This is a genomic window from Chryseobacterium antibioticum (assembly GCF_012927325.1).
Taxonomy (GTDB): domain Bacteria; phylum Bacteroidota; class Bacteroidia; order Flavobacteriales; family Weeksellaceae; genus Chryseobacterium; species Chryseobacterium antibioticum.
In genome coordinates, this window is sequence record NZ_JABBGI010000004.1 from 73,380 (window position 1) to 88,105 (window position 14,726).

A 14,726-nucleotide genomic window follows, 5' to 3' on the forward strand; every position below is an offset into this window, starting at 1 on the left:
ACAACCCTAAGATTTAAATAGAACAACTATGAGTACAAAGAAAATTTTGATTTTTGATGATGATACAACTATTTTAGAGGTAATTACCATCATTTTCGAGGAGAATGGTTATCAGGTCGAAATTTCAGAAACATCTCATGATATAGTGGAAAAGGTTTCAAAGTTTCAGCCGGATGTTATTCTTATGGACAACTGGATCCCAAAGATCGGCGGAGTAGAGGCTACCAAGCTTTTAAAAAGTCATGACGAGTTCAAATCTATTCCTGTCATTTATGTGACGGCTAACAATGATATCGTGAGACTGGCAGAAGAAGCGCAAGCGGATGATTATGTGGCAAAACCATTTAATCTGGATGATCTGGAAGATAAAGTAGCTAAATATTTAAAATAGCAGAATTCCACTGAAAAGTATTGGTGCTTTTGGCATCTATAGAAAATCCTTACCTCATGTGTAGGGATTTTTTTCTTTAAATAATCCGTCTGACAGGCTGTTGCCTTATTTCTTCAAAATGTCTGGTCCTCTCCCGGATAAGATCAACGGTACATCGTCCACTGTTGATTTCAGCAATCAGTGCTGATAAAAATAATTTCAACTGAGGATCAGACAGTATTTTATTCGTAAATGTAGTAGCGATAATGGTCTTTTTAGAAACGATATTCTGGGTAAAGATATATTCGCCTTCCAAATCCATAATTAAACAAAACTGATCTGCTATACTGGCTGATAAGTACCGATGGATCAGCTCGATATTTTGTAACATATTTTCCATCTTGGTGTATTTGTATGATATACAATAATATTCATGCCATAGTTGTTCTTTTCCTATTTTTTAACGAATGATCCATGAGGAGCCACATGGTTATTGAATATTTTAAAATTAATATTATCTTGTTGTTCAAAGCATTTTCTCATCTGATGATCAAAACAGATCCGTAATTACTTATGTTAAAAGATATCATTGCCAAAGATCTCACCGTTATTTTTTGTGGGATTAATCCCGGTTTAAAATCTGCTAAAGATGGCCACCACTTTTCCGGAAGAAGCAACCGGTTCTGGAAAGTAATGCATCAGGCAGGATTTACCCCTTACCAGATCGAAGCAGAAGAGGATACAAGTATTCTGGATTTCGGATATGGACTTACGACTGCCGTAGCCCGGGCAACGTCCCGCGCCGATGAGCTTTCAAAAGATGAATTTGATGATTCACTTGAGCTCTTTAAAACAAAAATGACCCATTTTCAGCCAAAATATATTGTATTTCTTGGAAAAGCAGCCTACCAGGCTTTCTCCAAAAAGAAACAGATAGAGTGGGGCTCTCAGTCTGAAGATTTTTGTGCAGCCCGGGTTTGGGTTTTACCCAATACCAGTGGTTTGAACCGGGGATTTACCCTTGATGCTCTTGTTGAATCTTATAGCGGATTTTATCAAGAGATTCAAAATAATAAGATCTAGATCTTCCAATCAATTTTGTGCTTTTTATCCATAAAAGAGGAATCTTATTCATCAATTTTGAAATGTATCTATCAGATTTCCTATTTTTGCCGAAATCCAATGATCCATGAAGAATGTCCTAAGCTGGATATTAATTGCATTTCTTACCGTTTCCCTTTTGAACAACTGTTTCAGCAACAGTGTCCAGAAAGAGATCCGGGAGAAAGCCTCATTCATTGCCGAACTGAGGAAATTATATTCTTCCGGAGATTCTTCAAAATGGCCAAAACCGATTCTGGATCCCGATGCAATGCCACACTTTTCCGAAATTGGCCATCTTCCCGACATTAAGTTCCCGGCAGATAATGCTTATTCTGAAGACAAAGCAGTATTGGGAAAAACACTGTTCTTCGATCCGCGTCTTTCTCAATCTAACCAGATTGCCTGTGCTTCCTGCCATGATCCGGAGCTGGGATGGTGCGATAACAGAACTTTTTCCTTCGGACACGACAGGCAACTCGGTATCCGGAATGCAATGAGCATACTGAATGTGGCTTATGCAAGATCTTTATTCTGGGACGGACGTGCTGCGTCTCTCGAAGAACAATCGGAAATGCCGATTCGGGACACAAGAGAAATGAATGGGCATATCGATCTGGCAGCAGGTAAAATTGCGAAAATCAAAGGCTACGAACTCTTATTCGAAAAAGCTTTTGGGGATAAAATCGTTTCAAAAGACCGGATTTCCAAAGCAATAGCCGCTTTTGAAAGAACCGTTAAAAGCGGAACCTCCAAATTTGACCAGTTCATTGACGGAAAGGCAGAGGTTTATACGGATGATGAATTGATGGGCCTGCATCTTTTCCGGACCAAGGCGCAATGCATGAACTGTCACAGCTCAGGGTATTTTTCCAATAACCAGTTTGAAAATATCGGGACTTCTTTATTAGGCTCTAAAGAAGAAGATCTGGGCCGTTATCTCGTTACGAAAAATCCGGAAGATGCCGGAAAGTTTCGGGTGCCGGGACTCCGTGAAGTGACAAGAACAGGTCCCTGGATGCATAATGGTTCTATGACGACCCTCACAGAAGTTATTCAGTTTTATAGCAGAGGAAATCCTGAACATTCTCAAAAACGGGCAACAGTGCATCAGGGTATCACACTTTCTTCAGAAAAATCAGGTTTTGTAAGGTTGCTGGATCTTACTGATCAGGAAATTGCTCAGCTGGAAGCATTCCTACGGACTTTATCTACGAAACCTGAAAGAGTTCTGCCACCTGCATTGCCTCAATAAAATAACGCACATTATCAGTAATTATTAAAGATTCGTTACCCTGAATGTAAAGCTTTTTTGCTACATTTATCTGTTATCAATCAGCAATAATTATTAAGTTATGAATATTCAACTTTTTTCAAAAAATGCTCTAGTAGGTGCGGCCACACAGGGGATAGGTCTTGGAATAGCTCTGGAACTGGCCAAATGCGGGGCCAATGTTACCGTAATGGCCCGCAATGAAACGAAACTTAAAAATGTTGTGTCTTCATTACCTCTCATTCATCCTGATCAGAAGCATCAATATGTGGTGGCGGATTTTTCCAATTTTGAAGACTACAGAACTATTATTTCCGACTATTTCAGCAATAATTCCGTAGATATCCTGGTCAACAATACAAACGGTCCGGAGCCTGGCTTAGCGCTGGATAAAGGGGTGAATGATTATCAGAAAGCATTTGATCTCCTGTTTAAAACAGTCTGCGAAACGACCCTTCTGGCTTTACCCCACATGATACAACAGAAAAATGGACGGATCATTAATGTTTCTTCGCTGTCGGTAAAAGAACCGATCAATAATTTATCACTTTCAAATTCCATTCGTTCGGCAGTGATCGCCTGGGCCAAGACCTTATCCAATGAAGTGGCACAGCATCAGATCACGGTCAATAATATTTTAACCGGGTATTTTGATACGGAGCGTATTCAGAATCTGATCAGCCACGAATCACAGCAGACGGGTAAATCTCAGGAAGAAATAAAAAAAGCGAGAGAAAATAAAATTCCAATGAAAAGACTCGGTAACACTGAAGAGTATGGCTACCTGGCAGCTTTCCTCGCATCAGAATATTCGTCCTATCTTACCGGAACCAGTATTCCGTTGGATGGAGGTTTGAATAATACATATTAATTCAGGAGACTATTTATTTGATGGTATCTGTAAAAAATGTGCGGACTTGAAGATACATAGTCAGCCGATGAAGAGAATGAATAGTAATTTGATCATATTTTTTTTACACAAAGTTTGGCTATCATGATTTTATATTTAGGAATGCAAAGGAAAGAATCAATACAATTGATTCGATGAAGCGTATGGATACAACGTTCGCTTATTTAATGGCGTAGCCACGCCTCTTTGCCTGTCTTGAAATTGTACATTTAGCATGAAAACTTTGCGTTAAAAAAAATAAAAGTTTTTGTTTTTAGCAGGTTTTAATGATATTTTTTCTCAATTATGAGACTGTCCTATTTGAGAGGGTAGTATATCACTCAAATTAAATTAAGAATTCATTAAAAACCTGTATCATCAGGGCATTCTTCCTTTCTAGTTCCATTGATTTTTCGTAGTTTCACTTTCTTTTAACAAAAAATATCACCACAATCTCTTATGAAAAGAAACTTTATCAACCAAAAAGAGCTGTCCGACAAATTTTGGAATATTGAGTATTCCGGAAACGTACAGACCTTATCTTTTGGCAAAACCGGAACCAAAGGCCGGGAAACAGTTAAAGAATATGCAGATGAAAAAGACTGTGTGAAGGAGTCTGAAAAGCTCATCGCTCAAAAAATAAAAAAAGGCTACACTGAGATTCAGGCAAATGATGAGATTCCCCAAAAGATCGAGCTTTCCGATAAAGAAAAAGCAGATATTTATTTTTGGGAAGCCATTGAAAAATCCAACAAATATAAAAAAGCCAATTGGAGCGAATATGATATTGATGAACACATCGAGAACCTGACCGATTATTTATCCAAATTCGGAAAAGATAGGATGATCCTTTTTGAAAAAACGCTTCAGGAGAAACTAAGTGAATTGTATACCGCTGAAATCGCTGAACTTTCGATCATTCTTGAATGTGATTTTAAAAAGGAAAACGGAGTCTATGTCTTCGATGATTATCTTTCCGATGACGGATTTATCTATTTCAGATGCTGGTTGTTATTAAAAGGAAAAGAGTTTTTTGAAGAGATAAAAGCTGATATACAGTCGTTCGTAAGTGGAAAATACAGCTTTGATATTGCAGACTGCTGGGCAGAAGGTCTGCTTTATGTGGCCGATGAAGCATATGCCCAAAATCATGACGATGAAGAATCCATCATAAAAGATACGGTGTATGAATTGTACCCTGAAAATGATTACGACGGTATGGAGCGCAGCATGAACCGCGAGCCGAAAGGAGGGGCTGATTTACATAAAATGTATCCAAAATTGGTAGAAGAAATAGGAGAATTAAGAAGTAAATAAAGATGAAAGCCGATTCCATAGCCTAAAATACATGAAAAACACGGTTAAAACCTTAAGAGAGAAAAAGAATATGACCCAGACTGAGCTTGCCGAGAAATCAGGCCTTTCTTTGCGTACGGTCCAACGGATTGAAGCGGGAAGTATTCCCAAAGGATTTACCCTGAAAGCTGTTGCCCGGGCTTTAGAAACAGAACCTGAAGACCTGATTGCAGCAAATGAAGAAAACACCAACGTTGATCGGGCAAAATTAATCAATCTGGTCGCATTAGCAGGTCTCATCATTCCGTTTGGGGGTGTGATATTTCCTTTAATTTTAACCTATAAAACCAAAGATCCGGTCAATAAAGAACTTGGAAAAAATATCGTAAGTATCCAGATTATTTTGGCGGGTATTGTTTCCGTTTTAATGATCATCAGTCCGTTTATTCAGAAAGCATTATCTCTAAAAACACCTCTTTTTCTTATCTTTTTAATAGCTTTTATATCTGTTAAACTACTCATTATCGTCAAAAACGGAATCGGTCTGAATAAAAATGGAGATTTGTATATTAAGTTGAAAACCAGTTTTTTATAGTCGGAGTCGTAAAAATGACGTAAAGATGTCATATTGTTTTTGCAGGAAAATCAGACTGAAATGCTGAATCTTGCACAAAATTGAAATATGAAAATCTTTAAGAACTTGGTGTTATCTGTTGCGGTCATTATTGCGCTGTCCTTAGTAGGCGGTTACTTTTATTTTGATCAAAAATTTACGCCGCCGGAAAATCATCTGAACGTTGCTGGAATTGCAGAAAATAGTACGCTAAGCTGGGATATTGCCGAGGGAAATTTCCATGCTGCGGTACTTTTACTTGTCAAAATCAAAGGAATTGACAAAGTCTTTTACATGCAGCTCGATTCCGGCTCTCCAACTACTTTGTTTTATAAAAATTCACTCCAATCTATTCAGTCAAAATTTCAAAATAAAATTAACATCCATGAAAAGAATAATCAAATTTCAATGCAGTTTAGCATAGGAAATATGAGCGTGACTTCAGATTTTGAATTATTGAATTATGGTAAAACAGTAAATTTTGAAAGCACTAAGCCTGACAATATCATCGGAACCATCGGGACCGATTTGTTTGAAAAACGCATTGTCATTCTTGATCTGAAAAACGAAATGTGCTCATTCGTAGAAAAGATCAATGAAAACGGTTTTGAAGCATTTGAATTTAAAAAACGGAAAATCCTGATGCCGGGAACAATTGGAGATCAAAAACTGAAACTGCTTTACGATTCAGGCATCAGTGGCTATGAACTCCTTACCAACAAAGAAGAATGGCAAAAGTACAGAATGCCAAACGGTAACATCAAAAAAGAAAAAGGAAATTCCTGGGGAAATGTATTAACTGTTATTTCTGCACCTGCTGATCAGGTCGTGAAAATAGGAAACCGCGAGCTTAAACTTTCAGAAGTGACCTATGTAGAAGGAACTTCACAGATGCAGAATCTCATGATGAAAACTTCCGGAATGCAAGGCATGATTGGAAATAAGCTTTTCCTGAATCATACACTGATTGTAGACTGTAAAAATGAAAAATTTAAAATAAAATAATGTTTTATTAGATGGATGTAATAATTCCCCGGTGTGGGTTGTCTTACTATGTATTGAAATTACATAGTATATGAAGAACTGGTCTTTTAAAAAATGGAACACCATTTTAGGATGGGTAATGTTCACAATCGCCCTGATTACTTATCTCTCCACCATGGAGCATTATCTCAGTTTTTGGGATTGCGGTGAGTACATTTCCTCAGCTGTAAAACTTGAAGTAACGCACGCTCCCGGAGCGGCTTTATTCCAGATTGTGGGTTCCGTGGCCAGTATATTTGCATTGGGAAATGAACAGAATTATGCCATTGTGATCAATGCTATGTCTTCACTGTTCAGCGCATTTACCATCCTGTTCCTGTTCTGGACGATTACTCATTTTGTGAGAAGGCTGTTAAACAAAGACTTTGAAGAAATAACGAAGCATCAGGAAATCTCCATTCTTTTTGCAGGAGCAGTAGGTGCATTATGTTTTACATTCTCAGATACGTTCTGGTTTTCTGCAGTAGAAGGGGAAGTATATTCTATGGCTTCTATGTTTATTGCATTGCTGGTGTGGCTCGTTACCAAATGGGAAAACGAATACAAAGCAGCCGATAACGAGAGATGGGTCATCCTTATTTTCTTCATATTAGGACTTTCAGTAGGAGTTCATATGATGTGTATGTTGGCGGTTCCGGCCGTTTGTCTGGTATATTACGCCAGAAATTACAAATTTACCTGGAAAAGTTTTATCTGGGCTAATGCCATCACCCTGTTAATTTTAAGTATTGTCTTCAAAATTATATTCCCACTCATCATGACGATGTTCGGAAAGCTTGAAATATTCTTTGTGAACGGACTTGGACTACCTTTCCACTCAGGAACGATAGCAGCATTCATTCTGATGGCAGGAGCATCTTATTTCATGATTAAATATGCCAGAAAAGCTAAAAAAAGCATCTATCAGACGGTCGCTTTATCCGTGGTTTATATGGTCATCGGTTTTTCATGCTGGATGGTGATTCCTGTAAGAGCCAATGCCAATCCACCAATGAACCTGAATGATCCTGATACTGCGATCGGCATGCTGGATTATTATAACCGAGAGCAGTACGGAGACTGGCCTACGATCTATGGACAAAACTACACGGCTTTTCTTGATGCGAACGGAATGGAAAAGAATGAAGATGGAAGTTTTAAAACTGAAAAGACAGGTGAAACCTTTGAAAAGGATGAGAAAACCGGAACGTACAGAAAAACCGGTGACCGATTCCGTTATGTTTTCAGTAAATCTCAGGTGAGTTTGATGCCGAGAATGTTCAATCAGGATAAAGATGTGATGGCTAACTACATTTCAATGTATGGAGCTCCGGATTTTACCTTCAATTACGATAATGAAGAGGTCGCTGATAATCCTCAGGCAAAGCAGATATTTGATGAGTTGAGAGGGAAATATGAAGATAAATCCATCACAGCAGCAGATTATCTGAAAGTGAAGCCATACAACTTGATCAATGTTCAAAAGCCTTCACTGGCTCAGAATATGGACTATTTCATTACATTTCAAAACGGCTATTACTTCGTAAGATACCTGATGTGGAACTTCGTGGGAAGACAGAACGATCTTGAAGGTAAAATGGAAAATACGAGAGGAAACTGGATCTCCGGAATTTCTTTCATCGATAATGCTTTACTTGGAAACCAGGACAAAATGCCAGCGAAGTTCAAAAATGAGAGTACAGTAAAATTCTTCTTTTTGCCCTTAATCTTAGGGTTGATTGGTTTCTTTTTTCAGTTGAACAGAGACTTCGGAAGATTTTACGCATTGCTTTCATTATTTGTTTTAACCGGACTCGGAATTGTTTTCTATACCGGTGTCAAACCGTTTGAAGTAAGAGAAAGAGATTATGCAATGGTAGGTTCCTTCTATGCATTTGCGATCTGGATCGGACTTGGAGCCGGAGCTATTTTATGGTTCATCCAATCTAAAGTGAAATCTAATGTTGCTAATATAGCATTGGGCGTAATTTTATTGGGAGTTCCTTTTATGATGGGCTTTCAGAATTATACCCCACATGATCGCAGCAAAAAATCGGCAGCGCGTGACTATGCTTATTCATTCCTCAAGTCAGTGCCGAAAGATGATATTATTTTTATCTATGGCGATAACGATACTTTCCCTGTATGGGCCATTCAGGAGACGGAAAGATTCCGTGATGATGTGAAAACTGTAAATTTTACTCTTTTAGCCACGCCATGGTATATTGATCAGGTGAAAAGAAAAACGTATAATGCAACGGGAATTCCTACCCAACTGACTCATGAGGATTACAGAGATGGCGTGAACGATCAGATCTATATGATGAAGAAAGAAGACTGGGAAAGATTTTTCTCTATGTTAAAAGAACAGGGCGTTCCGGATACAGAATTCCAGGTTTTCAGAAAGTTCCTTACACAGGATTCCTTAACGCTGAAAGAGGCTATGAGCTTCCTAAAGTTCAAATCTCCTGAAAAAGATGTGCTTCTTAAAATGTGCTTCGGAGAGGAAAAGTATGCGGAATACAATGTTCTTCCGGTGAACAAATTTATTCTTCCTGTTAATAAAGAAAATGCTTTAAAAGCAGGAATCATTACTCAGGCAGATCTTCCCAATGTGGTCAATCAGATCATGATCACTTACAAAGGAAACACCCTTTACAAAAATAACCTGATGATGCTTGATATGCTGGCGAATTTCGATTGGAAACGTCCTGTCAACTTCTCATCAGGAGGAGTCTATGACAGCGAAAATATTTTCTACCTCGATGAATATCTGCAGTTTGAAGGATTCAGCTACCGGCTGGTTCCTATTCATACGGCTCCCAATACGGATGGTGATATGGGCAGGGTAGATGTGAATTCTCTTTACAATGTCGTGAAAAACTTCAGATGGGGGAATTTTAAAGACCTTAGTATTCATTATGACGAGGCAGCTACCTCCAATATCATGAGCTACAGAATGACGGCAAGCAGAGCAGCTTCAGCTCTGGCGTTAAACGGACAGAAAGCTAAAGCGCTGGAGATACTGGATCTTGTTTCAAAAGAAATTCCGGCCGAGAAATACAATGATCCACGTTCACTAAGTTCTATGGTGACAGGATATATCATCGCCGGGCAGGAGAAAAAAGGTCTTCAGTTGGCAGAAATCCTTAAAAAAGAGATTTTTGAAGAATATGATTATTACCTGAGCCTTTCCCCGGCATTCCAGAAACAGTCGGGTAGGCAGATGAGGGTGAAGCCGATGGAATATTCCCTCGTAGTATCTGCAGTTACAGATGCTTACAAAAAGCTGGGCCAGAATGAAAAAGCATATGCTTATCTGGTGAAATCCATTGAGCCTATTGATAAAAAGTTCAATGTTTTTATTAAAGAACTTCAGCAGATGGGTAAAGAAAAAGCCACAAAAGAGTCTGAAAATGTACAGAAGATCACGCCTTTCTATCAATATTTATTTGATGTGATGAAGCCTTTTGATTCTACTTACTCAGCGGAGAAGGAAGATCAGATTACCAGAGCAATGATTAAAGCAACCCAATAATATAAGGTCCTGTCTGTAAGGCGAAAATTAAAACAGACTTATCCGAAATAGGGCAGGCCTCCGGATCACTGATCCGGAGTGCTTGTTTTTTTAATGAGTCTTCCCGGGAGTCATGTGGTCCGCCGTATTTAGAAAAAGTTGTGTATTGCAGCCTGTTTCTTTCTTTTCTGCATTATCAATCACTTCTACAAACCCGATTTTTCTGTACAGGTTGTATGCTTTTTCATTTTTATCGGTTACTCCAAGGAAAATAGTGATTCCGCCAAACCTTTTATGAGCTTCGTCAATGACAGCCTGAATCAGTCCAAAACCTATATTTTTACCTTGGAAACTCCCTCTGACATACATCTGATAAATATTTCCGGTATTATTTTCGTCTTTCACAAAAGCACAAATTCCTATAAGCGTATCATCTACAAATGCTCCCATGACAAATCTATCCCGAGCCTGGCTTTCGATGTCACTTTCCAGACGGAATTTTTCAATTTTAAGCGATTCCTGATAATTGGCCCCGAATGATTCCGGAAACTTTTCTAAACTTTCCAGCCGGATGATTCTATAATTCCTGCTTTCGTGGGGTAGAAGTATGCGGTAGTTTATATTCATGATAATGAAATTTTGAATTGATATTTTTTCGTTGTATCTATTAAATTTGTGAAAATGTTTTTTAAATAAACTCTTTTTTTTAATGAAAAATGAATTTTTGTCTTTTTTTATTAAAATAGTTAACAAGAATGTTTCTAATTAATATTTTGTTTTTATGTTTTTTATTCAATTTAACGTTGGAATTTTTGTATATTTATAACAAACTAACAACTATTTCGTTAATGTACTCAATATTGATTTGTTCTGCTCTGTAAAAAGGAGCAATATGAAAAGAGAGTATACAGATCAAAAATAACTGATAAATTATAGATGAATAACATCGTATTATGAAAAAGTTGATAGTCCGTACCATGCGGATGATGATATTGTTTATTATTATTTCATGCAGCCAGATTTCTCCCTATCATCATACAGAAGATTTTGATCAGCCTTTGATCCAACAGAACAATGACATGAATTCTTCAGGGAATTTTGAAGCACTTGTTAAACTTAATGGAGAATATTTTAAAAAAGCAGGTAAAATTGGATACGAAGAAGGTAAAGGCCTTTGTCTTCTCAATATTGCCAATGTCAATTCTACGGAAGGGGATTACGAGAGGGCACACATTCTTTTAGATAAAGCTGGGGAAAGCCTTAAACATTCAAAAAATAATTTTCACAGGGCTAAATTTTATGACAGCTATGCCCATTATTATTCCCATCTTAAACAGTACGATAAGGCAATCATCTATAGTGATTCGGCAATGCATGCTTTAAAAAAAGCGCCAGATTCAGAACTTAAAAAGAAGCTCCTGCCCAGGATTTATACTAACAGGGGTGCCTATTTTGCATGGAAAGGGCAATTGGGAAACTCATTGAAAAATTTCCACAAAGGAAATGCCTTAGAGAAATCAGCTTATTCTACCTGTATGATTGCCCAGTATCATCTCTATACCGAAAGGCTGGATTCAGCAGGAATATATGCTTTACGTGCAGAAGAAATGATGAACCATCAGAAAACACCCGATGTTGAAAAGCTGTGGATCTATTATACGGTAGGGTACTACAATAATGAAATCGACCATTATGATGAGGCTGAAAAAATGCTTAAAAATGCATTGCAGATGAGTATTAAAACCAGACTCACCTATTCCTTCCATATAAAAGATATCTATAAAGCCTTGGCGGATTTGTACAAGAAGAAAAAAGATAAAGAAAAATCATTCTACTACCTGTCCAAATATTTGGAGGAAGACAACAGACTGAACGAGTCAAGATTTGCAGCGATCAATAAAACGGCAGATACTTTTATATCAGAAGCTAAAAAGGAAGTGGATCAACGGGAAAATGACTTATGGATTATGGGAATTTTATCTTTTGTCATCCTTTCTGTATCAGGATTATATACCCGGAAAAAAATACATCTTTTAAGGCTGAAGAAGAAAAGCATGAAGACAGAAACAGATACATTAAAGAATAGGGTATACGAAAAGAAACTTCAGGAAGTTACTGAACTGGCAAAGAAAAATGATTCGTCATTTCTAATGAAGTTTAAAGAGCTGAATCCTGAGTTTATAAGGAGATTGCTAACCATTAATCCTGATCTTGAAAACTCTGAACTTGCTTTCTGTGGACTGCTGAAACTCCATTTTACTTCCAGGGAAATTGCAGATTACACATTTGTTCAGCATAAATCTATTCAGCAGAAAAAGTACAGAATCAGAAAGAAACTGAATATTGAAGGCGATCAGGATATCTATGAATTCTTTGATCATATAGAAAAAATATCGCATGAAGAATTTCAGAAGAAACCTTACATTTGAACGTAGGACTTTAGCCTCTCATTCCTCTTGAAAAAAATCTAATTAATTATAAAAACGTACATGATACGCTGCTCTATTTTCGCTTTGCTCTTTATTTTGACATCATGCACTAAGGATTTTCATAATGAATATGAGAATGATTTTGACTCTCCTTTACTCACGCAAAATGAAAAATTTCGTCTTTCCGGTGATTATGATGCTCTTGTGAAGCTGAACAAAAAATATTATCAGAAAGCAGAAAAAATAGGATATGAAGACGGAAAAGCCTTGTGCTATCTGAACCTCGCCAATGTCAATCTGCTGCTGGAAAACTATCAGAGGGCAGAATTCTTTCTTAATAAGGCAGATAAAATTACTAAACGTTCAAAAAATAAAATTCATAAAGCCAAATTCAATAATGATTATAGCAATTTTCAGATGCACCTTAAGCGGTTGGATAAGTCATTTGAATACAACGCATTGGCAATGAATTATATAAAGGGTACTCCGGAATCTCCGTTCCGGAATGATGTTCTCTTTAAAATCTATTATAGACAGGGGGATTATTTTTACCGAAAAAATCAGTACACTCCTGCATTGGACTATTTCCGTAAAGCTAAAAAATTAGACCATTCGGGACGCACAGAGTGCGCTATTGGAGATCTCTATTTATATGGATTCAAAAATATGGATTCCGCCCGGATCTATCTGTCAAAAATAGCTGAAGCATGTAACCGGCAGGGCAGAACAGATGGGGTAGCTCTTAATGCAAATACCGTTTTGGGAGAATATTATTTGATCACCAAACAGTATGATAAAGCAGAAGAATCACTGCTAAAGGCATTGGAAATCAATAACAAAACAAAATATGTCTTTGCGCAGTACACCAAATACATTTATACGGACCTTAAATCCCTGTACGAAAGCAAAGGAGATAAAGAGAAAGCACTGATGTATCTCCAGGCCTACACACAGGAAAGGAGCAGATCCGATACCGCTTTGCTGGAAGCGATAAACTATGATATGGAAGGCTTTATTGCAGACACACAAACAGATACCCAAAACCACAGGTATAATATTCTGGTTATTGTTATTGTTTCGACATTGATTTTCGGACTGCTTGGAATGTATGCGTGGAAAATAATAAAACAGCTGCAAAATAGAAGAGAGCAGCTTAAAGATGAAACAGAGGAACTGAAAAATCAGATCCATAATACCAGTCAGGAGGATGTCATTGAACTGGCTAGAAAAAATGACCCCTCGTTTTTAGACAATTTTAAGGAGGCTTATCCCGGTTTTATTGAAAAAGTACTGGCTATGAATCCCGATCTTGAAAATTCTGATCTGGTTTTCTGTGCCATGCTGAAACTTCATTTTACTTCTAAAGAAATTGCCAGCTATACCTTTGTGCAGCCAAGATCCATCCAGCAAAAGAAATACAGGCTCCGCAAAAAGCTCAATATTCCAACGGAGACAGATATCTATCAGTTTTTTGATGGTCTGATGTGATTCGTCCGGATATTCCATTCTGGTCTATTTGTTGGGAATTCATTTGAGTAAATACAAATTATTTTAAAATAAAAAAACTGCCTGATCACATCAGACAGCCCTCGAAATATTTTTTTTCATCATAACTGAAAACCAATTTCATCAATTGTTGTTATAATTTCAAATTTGCACTTTTTATTAGGAAACGAAAAAAAACAATATACTACACAGGTACTACGGTGCGATTTTTTTTTCATTAATTATCAATTTCTACTTAATTTTTAATACAACGGTTAAGTCCAGTTTTTTAAATATATGCTATTGGTTTTTAGTGTGTTAATATTATTTTGGTGTTGTTTTATGCATCATAATTGGATGATTTCAAAAATTAATGAGTCCCATTAATCATTATTTTGCTTTTTACAAATGTTGCGATTTGTATTTCGAGGTAGTACATAAGTAGAATGTCTATTTTTGGTTTTAAATTTTACATATAAGAATTTTGAAGCGGATAATTTTTCAATTGTTCTCGTTAGTAAAAATTAGGAATAGCTGTCTGACTTTGTCGGGCAGCTTTTTTTATGGCGCCATCTGCAGAGCTTTATATTTTTAAAATTGAAAAGATTAAAACCATTAAAAAATTCAGGCATTATGATATTCTCATTTATACTATCCTTATTCACAATAATAATAAGTGTTTCCCATAGAAAAATTTCAAATTATGTTAAATAGTTTGAAAGAAAGTTGA

General features: G+C 37.0%; 12 protein-coding genes. 10 read left to right on the forward strand and 2 right to left on the reverse strand.

Annotated features, from left to right (window positions below):
• Nucleotides 1-28: 28 nt before the first annotated feature.
• The gene (locus tag HHL23_RS04165) at nucleotides 29-391 is read left to right on the forward strand and encodes a response regulator (protein ID WP_169233560.1); all 363 of its coding nucleotides are present in this window, start codon (nucleotides 29-31) and stop codon (nucleotides 389-391) included.
• A 76-nt stretch (nucleotides 392-467) separates the two neighbouring features.
• Here HHL23_RS04165 and HHL23_RS04170 read toward each other — a convergent pair whose 3' ends face one another.
• Nucleotides 468-770, reverse strand: coding sequence for a hypothetical protein (locus HHL23_RS04170; protein WP_169233561.1), 303 nt, complete (start codon nucleotides 768-770; stop codon nucleotides 468-470).
• Between the two features lie 173 nt (nucleotides 771-943).
• On the opposite strand from HHL23_RS04170, the gene mug reads away from it, so the two are divergent.
• From mug to HHL23_RS04205, 7 genes are all read left to right on the forward strand, one after another.
• Nucleotides 944-1,453 carry a G/U mismatch-specific DNA glycosylase gene (gene mug / locus HHL23_RS04175; protein WP_169233562.1) on the forward strand — a complete coding sequence of 170 codons (510 nt, stop codon included), beginning with the start codon at nucleotides 944-946 and terminating at the stop codon, nucleotides 1,451-1,453.
• 106 nt (nucleotides 1,454-1,559) lie between these two features.
• The gene (locus HHL23_RS04180; RefSeq protein ID WP_169233563.1) at nucleotides 1,560-2,726 is read left to right on the forward strand and encodes a cytochrome-c peroxidase; all 1,167 of its coding nucleotides are present in this window, start codon (nucleotides 1,560-1,562) and stop codon (nucleotides 2,724-2,726) included.
• Nucleotides 2,727-2,826: 100 nt separating this feature from the next.
• Nucleotides 2,827-3,615: an SDR family oxidoreductase gene (locus HHL23_RS04185; RefSeq protein ID WP_169233564.1), complete on the forward strand. Its 789-nt coding sequence runs from the start codon at nucleotides 2,827-2,829 to the stop codon at nucleotides 3,613-3,615.
• Nucleotides 3,616-4,092: 477 nt separating this feature from the next.
• Nucleotides 4,093-4,950, forward strand: coding sequence for a DUF4240 domain-containing protein (locus HHL23_RS04190; protein WP_169233565.1), 858 nt, complete (start codon nucleotides 4,093-4,095; stop codon nucleotides 4,948-4,950).
• A 31-nt stretch (nucleotides 4,951-4,981) separates the two neighbouring features.
• Nucleotides 4,982-5,524, forward strand: a complete 543-nt coding sequence (locus tag HHL23_RS04195; RefSeq protein WP_169233566.1) for a helix-turn-helix domain-containing protein — start codon at nucleotides 4,982-4,984, stop codon at nucleotides 5,522-5,524.
• An 87-nt stretch (nucleotides 5,525-5,611) separates the two neighbouring features.
• On the forward strand, nucleotides 5,612-6,547 hold the full coding sequence (locus HHL23_RS04200; RefSeq protein ID WP_169233567.1) for a hypothetical protein: 936 nt from the start codon (nucleotides 5,612-5,614) through the stop codon (nucleotides 6,545-6,547).
• Between the two features lie 70 nt (nucleotides 6,548-6,617).
• The gene (locus HHL23_RS04205; protein ID WP_169233568.1) at nucleotides 6,618-10,103 is read left to right on the forward strand and encodes a glycosyltransferase family 117 protein; all 3,486 of its coding nucleotides are present in this window, start codon (nucleotides 6,618-6,620) and stop codon (nucleotides 10,101-10,103) included.
• Nucleotides 10,104-10,193: 90 nt separating this feature from the next.
• Here the strand turns inward: HHL23_RS04205 and HHL23_RS04210 are convergent, their stop codons facing one another.
• On the reverse strand, nucleotides 10,194-10,709 hold the full coding sequence (locus HHL23_RS04210) for a GNAT family N-acetyltransferase (protein ID WP_169233569.1): 516 nt from the start codon (nucleotides 10,707-10,709) through the stop codon (nucleotides 10,194-10,196).
• Nucleotides 10,710-11,035: 326 nt separating this feature from the next.
• On the opposite strand from HHL23_RS04210, the gene HHL23_RS04215 reads away from it, so the two are divergent.
• Nucleotides 11,036-12,511, forward strand: coding sequence for a tetratricopeptide repeat protein (locus HHL23_RS04215; protein ID WP_169233570.1), 1,476 nt, complete (start codon nucleotides 11,036-11,038; stop codon nucleotides 12,509-12,511).
• A 60-nt stretch (nucleotides 12,512-12,571) separates the two neighbouring features.
• A complete protein-coding gene (locus HHL23_RS04220) occupies nucleotides 12,572-13,999 on the forward strand; it encodes a tetratricopeptide repeat protein (RefSeq protein WP_169233571.1) in 1,428 nt (475 codons plus the stop codon).
• Nucleotides 14,000-14,726: the final 727 nt, after the last annotated feature.

Coding starts and splice junctions, on each gene's coding strand:
- HHL23_RS04165 (WP_169233560.1), top strand. CDS start 29: ATGAGTACAAAGAAAATTTTGATTTTTGATGATGATACAACTATTTTA.
- HHL23_RS04170 (WP_169233561.1), bottom strand. CDS start 770: ATGGAAAATATGTTACAAAATATCGAGCTGATCCATCGGTACTTATCA.
- mug (WP_169233562.1), top strand. CDS start 944: ATGTTAAAAGATATCATTGCCAAAGATCTCACCGTTATTTTTTGTGGG.
- HHL23_RS04180 (WP_169233563.1), top strand. CDS start 1,560: ATGAAGAATGTCCTAAGCTGGATATTAATTGCATTTCTTACCGTTTCC.
- HHL23_RS04185 (WP_169233564.1), top strand. CDS start 2,827: ATGAATATTCAACTTTTTTCAAAAAATGCTCTAGTAGGTGCGGCCACA.
- HHL23_RS04190 (WP_169233565.1), top strand. CDS start 4,093: ATGAAAAGAAACTTTATCAACCAAAAAGAGCTGTCCGACAAATTTTGG.
- HHL23_RS04195 (WP_169233566.1), top strand. CDS start 4,982: ATGAAAAACACGGTTAAAACCTTAAGAGAGAAAAAGAATATGACCCAG.
- HHL23_RS04200 (WP_169233567.1), top strand. CDS start 5,612: ATGAAAATCTTTAAGAACTTGGTGTTATCTGTTGCGGTCATTATTGCG.
- HHL23_RS04205 (WP_169233568.1), top strand. CDS start 6,618: ATGAAGAACTGGTCTTTTAAAAAATGGAACACCATTTTAGGATGGGTA.
- HHL23_RS04210 (WP_169233569.1), bottom strand. CDS start 10,709: ATGAATATAAACTACCGCATACTTCTACCCCACGAAAGCAGGAATTAT.
- HHL23_RS04215 (WP_169233570.1), top strand. CDS start 11,036: ATGAAAAAGTTGATAGTCCGTACCATGCGGATGATGATATTGTTTATT.
- HHL23_RS04220 (WP_169233571.1), top strand. CDS start 12,572: ATGATACGCTGCTCTATTTTCGCTTTGCTCTTTATTTTGACATCATGC.